The sequence below is a fragment of the Caballeronia udeis genome (assembly GCF_044909315.1).
Taxonomy (GTDB): Bacteria; Pseudomonadota; Gammaproteobacteria; order Burkholderiales; family Burkholderiaceae; genus Caballeronia; species Caballeronia udeis_A.
This window is the reverse complement of record NZ_JBIYEB010000035.1, coordinates 40,347-56,650: the sequence shown is the minus strand read 5'-3', so window position 1 is coordinate 56,650 and position 16,304 is coordinate 40,347. Positions and strand designations below refer to the sequence as shown.

Sequence of the window (16,304 nt, the reverse complement as noted above, 5' to 3'; positions counted from 1 at the left end):
CACGCACACACAGGCTTTTGAAGCGTGGGAAGCGATGACCGGCAATCCGATGCCGGGCTGCCTTGCCGAGTAATTCAGGAATACTCATGTTCTATTTCTTTGGCGGCCCTGCCTTTAACAGCGTGACAGTCCCTCTAAAACATCAATCGTCCAGCTTCATTCTCCCTTGGCCGGCGACGCCAAGCCGCCACTGGCGTACTGCCCGGCCTCCGCGTCCCACCCGCCGCCCAGCGCCTTGTACAGCGCGACAAGGTTCGTCGATACCGTCGACGTGCTGTCGACCCATTGCTGCTCGTTCGTCAGCAGGGTTTTTTGCGCCGTCAACACATCCAGGTAATTCGACAGCCCCCGGATATAGCGCTTGTTTGCGATATCCAACGCGCGTTTTGATGCTTGCACGCTTGCCTCCAGCCGGTCCCGGCGACGCTGTTCGGCCGCAAACCCCGTCAGCGCGTCGTCGACCTCCTGAAACGCCGAGAGCACCGTCTTGCGATAGGTGATCGCCGCCTCCTGCTGCTGCGCCTCCCTCAGGGCGAGCGTTGCGCGCAGGCGCCCGCCTTCGAAAATGGGAATCGAAAGACTCGGCCCCGCGCTATAGCTGCGCGCGCCCCAGCTACCCAGATTTGTAAACTGCGTCGCCTGAATGGCGACGCTTCCCGAGAGCGTGATCTTGGGGAAAAAATCCGCCTTCGCCGCACCGATATTCGCGGTCGCCGCATGAAGCTGAGCTTCCGCTTCGCGGATATCCGGCCGGCGCCTCGCGAGTTCCGATGAAAGCCCGATCGGCACGCGCGGCGGGACCACAGGCACGGTCGGCCCTTCCTTCAGCTCCGCCGCGAGCGTTTGCGGATACTCGCCGAGCAAGACGCCAATGGCGTTGATCAGCTTCGCCTCCTGCTGCTCTTCCTGCGGAATATCCGCGGCGTTCGACTCGGCCTGGCTTTGCGCATTGGCAACATCCAGATCGGTTGCGAGTCCATGCCTGGCGCGCTCATTGGTCAACTGCACGGTGCGCTCGGCGAACGCCAGATTTTCTCGCGTGATGCGCAGCTTCTCCTGCGTGCCACGCAGATTGAGATAGTCGCGGGCGACTTCCGCAGCCGTCGACACGATCGCGTCGTGTCTCGCTTCGTTTTGAGCATCGACGCTGGCGCTCGCGTTTTCTGCCGTGCGCCTCACGCGGCCCCAGAGATCGAGTTCCCACGATGCATCGAAGCCGTATTGATACAGGTTGAACGGCGGCAATGCTCTCGATGTGGCGCTTTGCGTTGGTATGCCCCCCTGCCGGCCACCCAAGCCGTTGGTATCGGTGGCCGATGGTGACCCACTGCCCCCAAGCAAGCCGATGACGCCATCGGCGCTCTGAAGCTCACGCGTGTAGGACGCGTTGCCGTTCAACGTAGGGGCCTCGTCTGCTTTCGCCTGCCCGAACTGCGCCCGTGACTCGGCAAGCCGCGCGGCCGCGATCTTGAGATCGAGATTGCTGTCCATGGCGCGCGTGACCAGCTCCGTCAGAAGTGGATCCCCGAAACTGTTCCACCACAGCGGGTCAACGGGTTCAGGCACCGCGACCGAACGAATAACATCGGTAGTGGCCGGCGCCTCCGGCCATTGCGCCGGTGTCTGCAACGCGGGACGCTGGAAGTCGGGGCCCATCGTGCAGGCCGACAAGAAAGCTACAAACGGAATCCATCGATAATCAATGCGCATTGACCTGTGCCCCCTTCGGCAGCTTCGGCAACAACAAACAAATGGGAGCCAGCACGAGCGAGATCACGCCCAGCATGATGAAGACGTCGAGGTAACTCATGACCGACGCCTGCTGCTCGACCGTCGAGGCGATCGATCCAAGCGAGCTGACAAAGCCGTTGTACGGCGTGATGTGCTCGGCGAGCCTTGCATGGTGGAACTGTTCCCGCCATGCGAGCTGTGTGGTCACGAGCGACACGCCGAAACTACCGCCGAGGTTGCGCATCATGTTGATCAGCGCCGACGCATTGTTATTCTCTTTCGGCGGAATGCCGATGAACTGCACGGTCGAAAGCGGAATGAAAAGGAACGGCAACCAGATGACCTGATAAAGCCGCGACAGCGATACATCCCAGAAGCCGATGTTCAAGTCGAGACCCGACGTATGAAGCAGCGCGAATCCGGTGCCGACGAGCGACATCATGACGAGCCACTTGGGCTGGAACAGGCGCCCCGTCACAATGCCCGCCACCGGCATGATGAACAGCGTGACGAGGCCACCCAGACCGAGCGTCAGGCCGGCATTGGTTGCGTCGTAGCCGAGCAGTTCCTGCGTGAATTGCGGCAGCATCTGCGTCGTGCTGTTGATGATGAAACCGAACGCAAACATCACGCTGCAACTGATGGCAAACGCGCTCGACTTGAAAAGCCGCAGGTTCACGATCGGCTGTGCGGTGGTCAGTTCACGAATCACCAGCGCCACGAGCGCAACGCCCGAGATCACCGTGAACAGGCAAATGAAATTCGATGAAAAACCGTCCTCGCGCTCGAACTTGTCGAGCACGATCTGCAGGCAACCGAAACCAACCGCAACGAGGAAAAAACCCAGGTAGTCGATTCGCAGCCCTTTATCAAGCAGGGCGCGCCGTTCCTGTTGCACCAGCTTGCTGTCGCTCACGAACATCCACGTCAGCACCAGTGACACTATGCCGACGGGCAGGTTGATCAGGAACACCCAGTGCCACGAATAGTTCTCGGTGATCCAGCCGCCGAGCATCGGGCCGATGGCAGGCGCCGTGACGACCGTGAAGCCGTACAGCGCGAACGCCATCGCGCGTTTTTCGGGTGTGAAGGTATCGGCGAAAATGCTTTGTTCAACGGGAGCCAGGCCGCCGCCGCCCAGGCCCTGGAGCACGCGGAAGACGATCATCATGGGCAGCGAGGTCGCGAACCCGCAGGCCACCGAGCTCACCGTGAACAGCAACACGCAGATCATGTAGAAACGCTTGCGGCCCACCACATTTGCAAGCCATCCGCTGATCGGCAGCACGATTGCATTGCTCACGAGATAGCTGGTCGTGATGTACGTGCTCTGGTCGAGGCTCGCGCCAAGACCGCCGGCAATATGACGGAGCGCCACGTTCGCGATGGTGGTGTCGAGCACTTCCATGAAGGTCGCGATCGACACGATGACCGCGATCAGCCAGGGGTTGAACGGCCCCGCCGCCGACCTGGGCAATGATGCGTGGGCTGCATAGGTAGCGGCCATGGTTACCGCACCGTCACGCGCGGGCTGACCGAGAGGCCGGGAGCGAGCGGCAGATGGCGCCAGTCGTCACCGTCGAAGACGATCTTCACGGGCAGGCGCTGCACGACCTTCACGTAGTTGCCCGTTGCATTCTCCGCGGGCAGGCTGCTGAAGACGGACCCGGTCCCGCGCTGCAGGCTCTCTATGTGCGCATGGAGAACCTTGTCCGGATACGCGTCCACGGTGACATCGACCGGTTGTCCCACGCTCATGTGAACAAGCTGCGTTTCCTTGAAGTTGGCGGTGACCCACATTTCGTCGGGAACGACCGCCACCAGTGCCTGCCCGGGCGTCACGTAGTTACCGAGGTTCACCGTGCGGCGCGTCACCTTCCCTGCTTGCGGAGCGAGGACTTCGGTGTAACTCAGTTGCAGCTTCGCATTGTCTACATCGGCATGGTTCTGGCGGACCGACGCCAGCGCGGCATCGATCTTCGTTCTCTGCGACGCAACCTGCGCCTCGCCCGCCTCCACCGCCTGTTTCGCGCTATCGAGCTTGGCGAACGCGCTCTTGGCCGTCGCCTGGCTTTGCTCCAGTTGCTGGCGCGTGATGGCGGCAGGATCGGTTCCCGTGTACCGGGCCAGATCCTGTTTTGCCTGCGTCAGGTCAGCTTCCGCCACCCGCACTTGCGATGTCTGCTGCGCGAGGCTGGCGGTCTGATACAGCAGGTCGGCGCGCGCCTGCGCGACTTGCGCGACCGCATTCGCTTCCTGCGCTTCAGCTTGTTCGAGCTTCACTTCAAAATCGCGCCGGTCGATCCGTAGCAGCGGCTGGTCTTTCTCGACGTGCTGGTTATCGGCGACCAGCAGTTCAACAACCCGCCCGCTGACCTGCGACGCAATCTGGCTCTGATTGCTGTCGATGAATGCGTCGTCCGTGCTTTCGTAGTGCCGGCCATGCAGCCAGTAAGCAACGCCCGCAGCCACGCAGACCAGCAGCACCGCCCCTCCGATGACCGCGTTCAGGCGCTTGCGCCCCGGGCTCATCGGCGTGGAAGTTTCCTCTTCCTGCCCCTGCCCTTTGCCCGCCTCGGCGTGATCGCCGCCGGCCGCGCTTTCGCCGGAGGGCGTGCTGTTTTCGCGTTCACTTCCGGCCATTGCACTCTCCAAAATAATATTGAGATGCATTCTACAATAGAACTGAACGGTATCGTTCTATTAAAAATTCCTGCGATAATCCCCGTGTGATTTCCTGTAAGGAACAGAGGTGAGCCGGATCCCCAAGAATGTTGATGCAGAGACGACTTTGTGCCCGATCAGGTCGATGTTCTCGCGCAAGAAAGGTCGTCCATCCAACGCGATGGCGGGAGACGTTGAAGAACGGATTCTCGACGCCGCCTCGGCCATGTTCCTTCAACACGGCTTTGGCGGGACATCGCTCGAACGCATCGCAGAAGCGGCAGGAGCGGGCAAGGCAACGCTCTACAGCCGCTACAGCGGCAAGGAAGCACTGTTTTCTGCGGTAGTCACACGAACCTGCGAACGCAGCCTGCATCTCGTGTTTGAAGCGCCGCAATCAACGGCGCTTGCGCAACGGCTGGTAACGGTGACGCAAACGCTCGTCACGCGATTGCTCAGCGACGAGGTAATTGGACTTATCAGAATGGTAGTGGCGGATGCGCCGCGGTTTCCGACACTTGCGAAACTGACGAGCGACGCCGGCAGGTCGCGCGCAATAGAAGCGGTGGCGACGATGATCGCCGAGCATTCCGGCCGAACCCTCGAGCCTCAGGCGCGTGCGCAAGCCAAGCGGCATTCGCGCACTCTCGCGACGCAGATTCTCGATGCGATCGTCTCGCCAATGCTCATGCGAGCCTTGATGGGCGAAAGCCTTGATGATGTCCGCGGCGACATCCGCTCGCATGTGAAGCAGACGATCGCCGTCTTCGTGGCGGCCAACGCACTGGACACGTTTCTATAAACGTCGAACGTCGCGCGGCGAAAAGCTAATGCTCCGCCGCCTCTTTCATCGGACCGATCAGGCGCTATCCCGGTCGATAATCGTAAAGCCCGTATCCAGGCGAACCGGATAGCGCTTCCCTTGATGGTCATTGGAGAAACGCTCAAGCAACGCCCGTGCGGTGCGTGCGCCGATGGCGGCGCCATCTACCCGCACGGTCGACAACGCGGGATAAACGTGCGCCGCCGTACTCAGGTCGCCAAATCCCATCACAGCCAGATCCTGAGGCACCTTCAATCCGCGGCTTGCAGCTTCCGCCAGCACCCCTTGCGCGAGCGTATCCGAACTGCAGACCACAATCTCCGGCGCGCTTCCGTTCAATAGCGCCGACACCCCTTCGCGCCCCACCTGCAAAGTAGCGGGAGCGTGACGTATTTCAAAAGGAACGGTGTTGATGTCGTGGCGCTGCAGCTCGTGAATAAAGCTGTTGGCACGGCGAAGCGCGCGAGGATCGTCGACCGACAAAACGCCGAAGCGTCGATAGCCCTTTTTCATGAGGTGTCGTGCAAGCTCCTCCCCAAGCTTCTCGTGTGAAAAACCAATCACGATGTCAATCGGGGTATCGGTCAGGTCCCATATCTCGACGACGGGAATCTTCGCCCGGGTAAGCCGTTCGATGGTGGAATCCGTGTGGTCGGTACCCGCAAGCACGACCCCATCCGGCCGGCGCCCCAGAATGGCCTCGACAAGCGCCTCCTCACGCTGCGGCGAATAACCTGTCAATCCCAGCAAGGTTTGATATCGCGCTGCGGTCAATCCGTCCATCAACGCCTGGACAGTATCTGCGAAGACGGAACTGGCGATGGTAGGCAACAGGACAGCGACCAGGCGGCTCTTGCTGCTTGCGAGCCCCCCTGCCAGCAGGTTCGGCACGTAGCCGGTCGCACGGACCGCATCAAGCACCTTCTTCTGTGTTGCACTGCGAACGAGTTCGGGCCGATGCAACGCGCGCGATACCGTCATGGGGGCGACGCCGGCAACGCGGGCGACGTCGATCAGGGTCACACTCTCCGCAGGACCGCTAATTGCATCGTCCTGCTTACCTTCGTCAATTTGCTCCATCCCGACCTCTTCGATAACGCTGGCGATTCTAACGTCTACCGCGGTTATCCCAGTGTTTTGCGGGCACATCGAGAAAATCCAACCCGTGTCTTACACAGGCGCGCGCCTTAAGCGCGCGACATTATGTTCACGTACGGCAAGCCACAAAGCCAGCATTCCAACTACCGCCAACGCACTGGCCAGCACGAATGCCGATGAATAGCCCGCGCCGTACTGAATCATGAAACCGGTAATGCTCGGCGAAAGAATGCCCGCAAGGTTCGCAAGCAAGTGCACGAAACCACCGGTCGCGCCAATCCGGTCCCTTGGCACGATGTCCTGCAACAGGGACCAGCATGCCTGCGGCGTCATGAAAGCAAAAAGACTGGCGACGGCGATCAGTGCAACGGCCGGGACCAGCGAATCCACGCGGGATACGAGTAGCACGCAGAGCGCGGCCATACTCAATCCCATGATGATCACCGTCTTGCGCGCAAAGAGCACGTTGCCGGTTCGCTTGTAAAGCGCATCGGAAATGATGCCGCCCAGAACAAAGCCGGCCGTTGCACCAAGCCACGGCAGAATCCCCACAATGCTCATGTGTTTGATATCAAGGTGCTGATAGTCGGTAAAGTAACTGGGCAACCACGACAGGAAAAAATACAACACGTAGTTGAAGGCGAAGAACGCCATGGCTACACCGAGTACAGGCACGGAAAACAGATAATAAAAGACACCGGCGGGTTCATCGCTGGAAGTGGTGGTATCAGCAGAGCGTGTCGGGTGACGATCGGACGCGATCAGTTCTGCTTCTTCTCGCGACACAGCGGGATGGTCACCGGGTTGATCGCGGAAACAGCGCCACCAAAACACCATCCAGGCAAAGCCCAACAGAGCAATCACGATGAACGAAATGCGCCAGCCGAACTGCAGCGCGACCAGCCCGACAATCGGCGCAGCAACCGCTGCGCCAAGCGGCTGCCCGGCATTCGTCAGGCCAACCGCTCTCCCCGCTTCCCGGCGCGGAAACCAATTGGAAATCGACTTGTTGGTGGTTGTCCCCATTGGCCCTTCCGCGACCCCGAACGCTACCCGCGCGACCATAAGTGCAGCGAAGCTGCCGGCGAAAGCAGTCGCCCCGCAAAACACCGACCAGAAACCTGCCGCCAGCATAAACACCTTGCGCGGCCCATATTTGTCGGCGGCCCAACCGCCTACGAAACAGAACACGCAATAGCCGATGAAGAAGCTGCTGAAGAGCAAGCCCATCTGGGCGTCATTGATATGCAATTCACGCTTGATGATTGGCGCGACGACGGACAACGCCGCACGATCGAGATAATTGAGCATGCCGGCAAAAAACAACAGCACGGCCACCACCCACCGATAGCGGGATTTCATGTCTGCTCCTCCATGTCACTGCGCGTGCAGCGCTATCTGCGACGTCGTATCAAACAGCCTGTCCTACTGCCTGCTGACCGCCATCAGGTCACTGGAGCCGGATTGAACAGAACCAGGGCGTTATGCAGCTTCAGTTTTTCCGCGCACGTTTGCTTGCGGCCACTCGCTACTTCGAGCATCAGCCGAAATAATTCCCAGCCGACGTCTTCGATGGTCGCGTCCCCTGTTGCGATGGTGCCGGCGTTGACGTCCATCAAGTCATGCCAGCGGCGCGCCAGGTCCGAGCGTGTTGCAACCTTGATGACCGGCACCTCGGCCAGACTGTATGGCGTGCCGCGTCCGGTCGTGAAGACATGCAGGTTGATACCTGCCGCGAGCTGCAGCGTTCCGCAAATAAAATCGCTCGCCGGCGTCGCCGCGTAGATCAAACCCTTCTGCTTCACTTTTTCGCCAGGAGACAGCACCCCCGAAATGGCGGCGTTACCCGATTTGATAATCGAGCCCATCGCCTTTTCGACGATGTTCGACAGGCCGCCCTTTTTATTGCCCGGCGTCGTATTCGCGCTGCGATCGGCGCTGCCACGTTGCAGGTAATCGTCGTACCACTGCATCTCGCGAATGATCGCCTCCGCCACTTCCGGCGTGGCCGCGCGGCTAGTCAGCTGGTCAACGCCGTCACGAACTTCCGTCACCTCGGAGAACATGACGGTGGCGCCCGCGCGAACCAGAAGGTCGGTGGCAAATCCGACGGCCGGATTGGCCGTGAGTCCCGAGAATGCATCGCTGCCGCCACACTGCACGCCGACCACGAGATCGGCCGCCGGACAGGTTTCGCGGCGCCGGTTATTGAGCCTTTGGAGGTGACCCTCGGCCATCTTCATGATCGAGTCGATCATCGACTGGAAGCCGACGTGCGCGTCGTCCTGCAGGACCACGACATCGCCGTTCGAGTCATGCGCGAGCTCGCCGATGTCGGCCAAGTCGTCGACGTTGCCAACGGTTGCGATCGGAATCGTCCCCGGCGGCATCAGCCGCTCCGGCTGCAGCTTTTCGCAACCGAGGCTCACCATCATCACTTCTCCGCCGAAGTTCGGATTCAGACTGATGTTGCGAACCGTGCGGATGGGCACCATGGCATCCGGTGCATCGATAGCGACACCGCATCCATAGGTGTGTCCGAGGCCAACGACATCGTCGACGTTGGGGTAACGCGGCAGCAGTTCGGCCTTGATCCGCACGACCGCATGCTCGACTACGTCGGCCACGCATTGGACGGTCGTCGTAATCGCAAGGATGTTGCGTGACCCGACTGAACCGTCCGCATTTCGATACCCCTCGAAGGTGAAACCCTCGAGGGGCGGCATCGCCGGTGCTTTAACCGTCGCGATAGGCAAGCCTTCAAGCCCCGGCGGACTTGGCATGCGAATCACGTGCTCGTTGATCCAGCTTCCCTTGGGCAGCGCCTTGAGCGCATATCCGATCACAACGTTATAGCGGATGACTTCGGCGCCTTCGGCGAGATCCGCGAGCGCGACCTTGTGGCCCTGCGGCACACGCTCGCGCAACACGAGACCGTCTGGAAAGACCGCGCCCCCCGGGAGACCGCCGTCATTGACAACAATGGCGACGTTGTCCTGCGGGTGAACGCGGATATAGAGAGGGGGTTGGTCCATTCGACTCATCCTTTTCCGGATTGTTGACACATTGCGTCTTACAACATCTGTCATCATACAACGATTGCGCAATCATTTTGCCACGCAAATCGATAACAATGCAGTAGTATCAGTACCTACAGCGTTTCATTTGAAAGCACGCTGCTCATGTTGTACGATGACTAACAATTAAGAAAATCTGGACGTTTTACTTATGACAACACCGCAAGAACTCAAGCAAATCGTGTCGGATGGCCTGCTGTCCTTCCCGGTCACCGACTTTGACGAGCAAGGCGACTTTCGCGCCGACACCTACGCGGAACGCCTCGAATGGCTTGCGCCTTATGGCGCGACCGCCCTGTTCGCCGCAGGCGGAACGGGCGAATTCTTTTCCCTGACCAAAACCGATTACTTGAACGTAATCCGCACTGCGGTGGAAACCTGCAAGGGCAAAGTGCCCATTCTCGCCGGTGCCGGCGGCCCCACGCGCGTGGCAATAGAGTACGCGCAGGAAGCGCAGCGGTTGGGCGCAAACGGTGTCTTGCTGATGCCGCATTACCTGACTGAAGCCTGTCCGGAAGGAATCGCCGTGCACGTTGAACAGGTGTGCAAGGCAGTGAAAGACATTGGCGTGATTGTCTACAACCGCGCCAATTCGAAGCTTAACGCCGACGTGCTGGAGCGGCTGGCGGACCGTTGCCCCAACCTGATCGGCTTCAAGGACGGCGTAGGCGAGATCGAGAACATGGTGACAATCCGCCGCCGCCTGGGCGATCGCTTCTCGTACCTCGGCGGCCTGCCGACTGCTGAAGTCTACGCAGCCGCCTACAAGGCGCTCGGCGTGCCGGTGTATTCGTCGGCCGTGTTCAATTTCATTCCGAAGACCGCGATGGACTTCTACCGGGCGATCTCGGCGGACAATCACGCAACGGTCGGCAAGCTGATCGATGAGTTCTTCCTGCCGTATCTCGCCATTCGCAACCGTCGTGCCGGTTATGCGGTGAGCATCGTCAAGGCGGGCGCCAGGCTTGTCGGCCACAGTGCAGGCCCGGTGCGCGCCCCGCTCACCGATCTCGACGAAGACGAAATGGCCCGGCTCGACGTGCTCATCAAGAAACTGGGCCCGCAATAGCACGAATAGCACGATAAGCAGATCGCTCAAGAGCAGTGCTACTGCTGATGGAGCATAAGCATGCAGTGACAAACGAAAAGTGCCGGCAACGCATTCGCGCCCGGCACTTTTCCCAAAAGCAACGAAGCATTGATCTATTGATTCCGGCATCCGTGCAAGACGACCCACATGGTCACCCACGTCACGGACAGTCCCGCGCATCGATATTTCAATGCTATCCAGCTGCAACGATCGGAGACACACCATGCAATCAAGCCGCTCTGCAAGCATTGCCGGCATCGCCAAGCGCACGAACGTCCGGTACCTGATCTTGCTGATGATCTTCATCATCACCACACTCAATTACGCCGACCGCGCCACACTGTCGATCACCGGCTCGGCCATGCGCAGCGAATTTGGCTTCGACGCGATTCGCATGGGTTACATCTTCTCCGCATTTAGTTGGGCTTATGTGTTGTCGCAGTTACCGGCCGGCTGGTTGCTCGACCGTTTCGGCGCCCGCCGCATGTATGCCGCAAGCATTTTCCTGTGGTCACTTTTCACCCTGCTGCAAAGTTCGATCGGTCTCGCGGGCAGCGCGGGCGCCGCCGTCATTGCCTTGTTCGTGTTGCGTTTTGCGATGGGCATGGCCGAAGCCCCCGCCTTCCCCGCAAACGCGAAAGTGGTAGCAAGCTGGTTTCCGACCGCCGAACGCGGCACGGCCTCGGCCATCTTCAACTCGGCCCAGTATTTCGCCGCGGTTATCTTCACGCCGCTCATGGCCTGGATCACCCACTCGTTCGGATGGCAAAACGTTTATCTGGTCATGGGTGTTGCAGGCATTGCGCTTGCCCTGACGTGGCTCAAGGTCATGAAGAACCCGAGCGATCATCCTCGGGTCAACAAGGCCGAACTCGAACACATCGAGAACGGCGGCGGCCTGGTCCATCCGCAAAGAAGGACTCCCCATGCCAATGCGGCCAGCCCGGGGACCTGGTTTTATGTGCGGCAGCTGATGTCGAACCGCATGCTCCTTGGCGTGTACCTGGCCCAGTATTGCATCAACGTCCTGACCTATTTCTTCCTGACCTGGTTTCCGATCTACCTTGTCCAGGCCCGTGGCATGACCATCCTGCAAGCCGGACTCACTGCCTCGTTGCCCGCGATCTGCGGCTTTACAGGAGGCGTGCTCGGCGGGGTCTTTTCAGATGCGCTGATCCGGCGCGGTCATTCGTTGACGATTGCGCGGAAGGTCCCGATCGTTGGCGGCATGCTTTTATCCGTGTGCATCATCGGATGCAACTATGTGACGACAGACTGGGTTGTCGTCGCACTGATGTCGCTGGCTTTCTTTGGCAAAGGTATTGGTGCGCTCGGTTGGGCGGTGGTCGCGGATACATCACCCAAGGAGGTGATTGGCGTGTCCGGTGCGATCTTCAACATGTTCGGCAATGTCGCGGGCATCGTGACGCCGATTGTGATTGGTTATCTCGTTGCCAGGACCGGATCCTTCAATGGCGCATTGGTGTTCGTCGGTATTAACGCCCTTCTCACCGTGTTCAGCTACCTGGTCATCGTCAGGAAGATCGAGCGGGTCGAACTGCGTGCTCCGCTAGCTGCCGGAACCAACGTCTGACTCAATGTCATCCGGTGTTGACCGCGCGACTCACTCTTACCCAACCTTTACCACCTTGCACCCAGGTGCAACGGTGGCGCATGGGTCAAGTTCATCCTCCGCGCGCCGTTAACCCATTAAGGTCGACCATTCAAACTAAAAATATGCGAAACGTGACAATCCGCTCCAACCTGCTCGTGGTGCTTTTCGTATTCGCCTCAATGATCGTTGTGGGCGCGATAGTGGGAGTCCTTATGCTCGGCCGCGCAAACGACAACGCCCGTCGCCTGCATCAAATCGCCGAACAGGAAATCCTGGTCAACGACGGTTATAAGGACACGACACGCACGCGCGCGGCGCTCACACGCGCTTATTCCGCTCTCAAGGAGCGCAATGACACCGCCACGCGCGACTCAGCCTTGAAAAGCGCGCAGGTCACTTTCGATCGGGCCGCCACTGAAACGAGCAAATTTCGCGACGCGCCTGGTTTCGCCGGCCGGGATGAGACGCTGCAGCGATCGCTCGTCGAGTCGTCGAATGTTCTCGCGGCCCTGCTGACGAAAGCAAGCGAGGCCCTGCGCGGTGGCGACACAACCGCCTATGCCGCGATCAACGACAAGGAAATAACGGGCGCAGGCGCAAAATATTCATCGAACGTAGAGGCCTTTCAGAATCTCTCGAACTCCTTGATGAAAGACACCCTGGCGCAGGGCGAACGCGAACATGGATGGGTGATCACCCTGGTGATCATCGGCGTGATCGGAGCGCTTTGCCTGATCGCGGTCACTCATCTCGCACTTCGACGCATCGTGATCGACCCGCTGAAGCGGGCCGTTGCCTCTCTCGACCAGATCGCCGCGAACGATCTCACGAGCGTGATTCCACAAAGCGGCCGCAACGAAATCGGGCAACTGTTCGATGCCATGCGCCGAATGCAGCTCGGCCTGTCGGACACCGTGATGAACGTGCGCTCGAATTGCGACGCGATCAATACCGGCGCGCGCGAGATCGCCGCGGGCAACATAGATTTATCGAGCCGGACGGAAGAGCAATCGGCGTCGCTCGAAGAAACGGCTGCGAGCATGGAAGAACTGACCTCGACAGTCAAACAGAACGCGGACAACGCTCAACAGGCAAGCAAGCTGGCAGCGACGGCCGCGGACGTGGCGCAACGCGGAGGCGACGTAGTCGGACGTGCGGTTGCCACGATGAATGCGATCAGCACGAGCTCCAACAGGATTGCCGAGATTACCGGCATGATCGACGGCATCGCGTTCCAGACGAATATCCTGGCACTCAACGCCGCGGTGGAATCGGCACGGGCCGGAGAGCATGGACGCGGTTTCGCCGTGGTGGCAACGGAAGTGCGCACGCTCGCGCAACGCAGTGCGAATGCGGCTAAAGAGATCAAGACGTTAATAGGGACATCGGTGCATGACGTACAGCTGGGTAATGGCCTGGTCGTGCAAGCGGGCAACACCATGACCGAGATTGTCGACGCGGTTCAAAAGGTCGTCAGTCTGATGAACGAAATTACAGCGGCAAGTCTTGAGCAGAGCGACGGTATCGCTCAAGTGGGAAAGGCGGTCAACCAGATGGATCAGGTGACCCAGCAGAACGCAGCGTTGGTGGAACAAGCGGCTGCAGCTGCCAGTTCGCTCGAACAGCAGGCGAAACAAATGGCCGACGCGGTAGCGGCCTTTCAATTGAGCGAGTAAGCAGCTTAGGAATGCGCTTGCTCTCAAGCATGTTCAGGAAAGTACGGCCCGTTCCTCGACCTGTCCAACGTCTGCGCCTAGACAAAACAACTCACCCGGTTCAATCCGTCCATGAACATAAAAACGACCTTGCGCGTCATTGCTGCTGCACTCACGTTCGGCATCCTTATGAGCTCGGCGCAAGCAGCAACCTACGTCTATGTGTCGAATGCCGACAGCGAAGATATTTCAGTGCTTCGGCTCGATCAATCGAATGGCGCGCTTTCGAAGGTCGAGACGCTTCCGGTCGGCGGAACCGTCATGCCGCTGGCTCTTTCCCCCGACCACCATCATCTGTATGCCGGCTTGCGGTCCAAGCCGTATCGCGTGCTCAGTTTTGCGATCAACCCGCTGGACGGTCACCTGATCCTGCTCAAGGCCTCGCCGTTGGCGGAGAGCATGGCCTACCTCTCCACCGACGCTACGGGCCGCTATTTGTTCTCGGCTTCGTACGGCGGCAATCAACTTTCCGTGAATCGCATTGACACGAATGGTTTAGCGGGCGACCCGCAGCAATCCGTTCCAACGGGGCCAATGGCTCATGCAATCAGGAACGCTCCTGATAACCGGTATGTGTTTGCCTCTGTTCTCGGCTCCGATGCGTGGCTGCGCCTGAAATTCGATGCAGTGACCGGCCAACTCACGCAGGACGCGGTGCCCGCGTATACGTTGCCGCCGAAATCGGGCCCGCGTCACTTCGTCTTCTCGCCGGATCATCGGTTTACCTATCTGATCGATGAGCTCGACGGCAAGCTGCATGTTCTTGCTTTCAATGCAGCGAATGACACAGCCAGGCCCGTGCAAACCGTCTCGATCGTCCCGCCGGATTTTTCCGGCGATAAACCTTGGGGTGCCGACGTTCATCTGACGCCGGACGGCCGCTTCCTGTTTGCATCGGAACGGACCTCGAGCACGCTTGCGTCGTTTCGCGTCGACAAGAAATCGGGCACGCTCACGCGAATTGGCACATGGCCGACCGAGAAACAGCCGCGTGGATTCAATATCGATCCGTCGGGAAACTATCTGCTGGCAGCAGGACAATTGTCGACACAGATGAGCGTATATCGCATCGACAAGCAAACCGGTGCGCTCAAGGCGATCGGGCAGTATCCGGTTGGCAAAAACCCGAACTGGATCGAATTCGCGCAATTTGAGGGGACGCTGTAGAGTCCGGTCGCCTACCCGCTCAGTTTGCGCAATCTTGTTTCAACGCAACGACGTCGCTCCCGCTGCCTAACGCTGCGTGTCATGCAATCGATCGGGAATGAACAGTGCGGTTACACCGCTTAAAAAGAAAACCGCACCGACCACCAGGAAACCAATGCCGATCGAAAACTGCGTAGCCAGATAACCGATGACGACGGGCGCCGCACCCGAGCAGAAACGCCCGAGGTTATAAGAGCCGCCTACAGCCGTGCCGCGGATTGGAGTGGCGAAACTCTCCGACATGAAGGTTCCGATCGTCCCCAACGGCACGCCGTACATGAAGCCGAAGAGGAACATCAGATAGATGATGTTCTCCCGCGTGTGCCAAAAGATAATCACGGGCAGGAAGATCGCCGCGCCCATGCAGCCAAGAACGTAAACACCGCGTCGACTCCAGCGGTCACCGAGCCACCCGGCAATGATCTTGCCGGCGAACGCGACCACGTACGTGCCAATCATGTACCCGGCCATCGAACTGAATTTCATGTGCAGTTCTTTTTCCAGGTACGTAGGCAGCCAGTTGTTCAGGCCATAGAATCCGGAAAGCGCGAACACTGAAGCCAGGGTCCACAGGATGAACAGCATCCGTGATTGCCGATTACTGAAAATCAGGTAATAGCGGTTCCTGGCAAGCCCGCTTTCGTTCGTGCGCGCGGCAGTGCGGCTCGCTTGCCAGCTTGCCGGTTCGGGCACGAAGAATTTTATGGCCAGCGCCAACAGCACCGGCAGCGCAGATACGTAGTACAACGTACGCCAGCCATAGTGCGGCAAGATCCAGTTGCTCAGCGCGATGACGACAATGTAGCCAGCCGAGATGCCGGTTTGCAGTGCGCCCAGAATCAGCGAGCGCCGTTCCGTGGGCACGTATTCGGCAACCAGTGTGGTGACCAGCACCATGGAGCCAATGCCCAGCGAACTGACAAATCGCACCACCGCGAATTCCAGGAAATTATGCGTCAGTCCGAGCATGCCGGCGCCAAGTGAAAAAAGCGCCAACGCCCACACGACCACCCTTACCCGGCCCAGACGATCGCTCGCCCAGCCGCCGATAATGCCGCCAATCGCCATGCCGCACAGCGTCAGACTTCCCAGCGCCCCTGACTCGACATTGCTCAGCCCGAATTCGTCCTTGATCCGCGTGAGCGTCAAGCCGTACATCATGACGTCTGCGCCATCGGCTATGAGCGCGAGATAAGCAAGGACGAAGACAAGCAGCCAGGAACCCTGGGCCTCGAAGGGTTTGGCCGGCGTTGACGTTCGGGTGATGCGATCGGTCGTGTCCATG

At 59.5% G+C, this 16,304-nt stretch carries 12 protein-coding genes; 5 read left to right on the top strand and 7 right to left on the bottom strand.

The genetic code is table 11. The annotated features are described in order from the left end of the window. Positions 1–156: 156 nt before the first annotated feature. The 3 genes from ABH944_RS37595 to ABH944_RS37585 are packed head-to-tail and all read right to left on the bottom strand — an operon-like array spanning position 157 to position 4,374. A complete protein-coding gene (locus ABH944_RS37595; RefSeq protein ID WP_404612989.1) occupies positions 157–1,710 on the bottom strand; it encodes an efflux transporter outer membrane subunit in 1,554 nt (517 codons plus the stop codon). Further along, positions 1,700–3,238, bottom strand: coding sequence for a DHA2 family efflux MFS transporter permease subunit (locus ABH944_RS37590; protein ID WP_404612987.1), 1,539 nt, complete (start codon positions 3,236–3,238; stop codon positions 1,700–1,702). Before ABH944_RS37590 ends, ABH944_RS37595 begins: the two co-directional genes overlap by 11 nt. 2 nt (positions 3,239–3,240) lie before the next feature. Next, a complete protein-coding gene (locus ABH944_RS37585; RefSeq protein WP_404612985.1) occupies positions 3,241–4,374 on the bottom strand; it encodes an HlyD family secretion protein in 1,134 nt (377 codons plus the stop codon). Positions 4,375–4,483: 109 nt separating this feature from the next. Here ABH944_RS37585 and ABH944_RS37580 point away from each other — a divergent pair, with 109 nt between their 5' ends. Then, positions 4,484–5,197 (top strand): TetR/AcrR family transcriptional regulator, encoded by a 714-nt coding sequence (locus ABH944_RS37580; protein ID WP_404612983.1) that lies wholly within the window; start codon positions 4,484–4,486, stop codon positions 5,195–5,197. 57 nt (positions 5,198–5,254) lie between these two features. On the opposite strand, the gene ABH944_RS37575 is transcribed toward ABH944_RS37580, so the two are convergent. The 3 genes from ABH944_RS37575 to garD all read right to left on the bottom strand — a co-directional run bounded on the left by ABH944_RS37575 (position 5,255) and on the right by garD (position 9,351). Further along, positions 5,255–6,298: a LacI family DNA-binding transcriptional regulator gene (locus tag ABH944_RS37575; RefSeq protein WP_404612981.1), complete on the bottom strand. Its 1,044-nt coding sequence runs from the start codon at positions 6,296–6,298 to the stop codon at positions 5,255–5,257. A 90-nt stretch (positions 6,299–6,388) separates the two neighbouring features. Continuing rightward, the gene (locus tag ABH944_RS37570; protein ID WP_404612979.1) at positions 6,389–7,678 is read right to left on the bottom strand and encodes an MFS transporter; all 1,290 of its coding nucleotides are present in this window, start codon (positions 7,676–7,678) and stop codon (positions 6,389–6,391) included. Positions 7,679–7,761: 83 nt separating this feature from the next. Next, positions 7,762–9,351, bottom strand: coding sequence for a galactarate dehydratase (gene garD / locus ABH944_RS37565; protein ID WP_404612977.1), 1,590 nt, complete (start codon positions 9,349–9,351; stop codon positions 7,762–7,764). A gap of 193 nt (positions 9,352–9,544) precedes the next feature. Between garD and kdgD the strand changes: the two genes are divergently transcribed. The 4 genes from kdgD to ABH944_RS37545 all read left to right on the top strand — a co-directional run bounded on the left by kdgD (position 9,545) and on the right by ABH944_RS37545 (position 14,980). Beyond that, the gene (gene kdgD, locus ABH944_RS37560; protein ID WP_404612975.1) at positions 9,545–10,462 is read left to right on the top strand and encodes a 5-dehydro-4-deoxyglucarate dehydratase; all 918 of its coding nucleotides are present in this window, start codon (positions 9,545–9,547) and stop codon (positions 10,460–10,462) included. Positions 10,463–10,706: 244 nt separating this feature from the next. Next, positions 10,707–12,077: an MFS transporter gene (locus ABH944_RS37555; protein ID WP_404612973.1), complete on the top strand. Its 1,371-nt coding sequence runs from the start codon at positions 10,707–10,709 to the stop codon at positions 12,075–12,077. 143 nt (positions 12,078–12,220) lie between these two features. Beyond that, positions 12,221–13,774 (top strand): methyl-accepting chemotaxis protein, encoded by a 1,554-nt coding sequence (locus ABH944_RS37550; protein WP_404612971.1) that lies wholly within the window; start codon positions 12,221–12,223, stop codon positions 13,772–13,774. A gap of 111 nt (positions 13,775–13,885) precedes the next feature. Continuing rightward, the gene (locus ABH944_RS37545) at positions 13,886–14,980 is read left to right on the top strand and encodes a lactonase family protein (RefSeq protein WP_404612969.1); all 1,095 of its coding nucleotides are present in this window, start codon (positions 13,886–13,888) and stop codon (positions 14,978–14,980) included. Between the two features lie 66 nt (positions 14,981–15,046). Here ABH944_RS37545 and ABH944_RS37540 read toward each other — a convergent pair whose 3' ends face one another. After that, positions 15,047–16,303 carry an MFS transporter gene (locus tag ABH944_RS37540; RefSeq protein ID WP_404612967.1) on the bottom strand — a complete coding sequence of 419 codons (1,257 nt, stop codon included), beginning with the start codon at positions 16,301–16,303 and terminating at the stop codon, positions 15,047–15,049. Position 16,304: the final 1 nt, after the last annotated feature.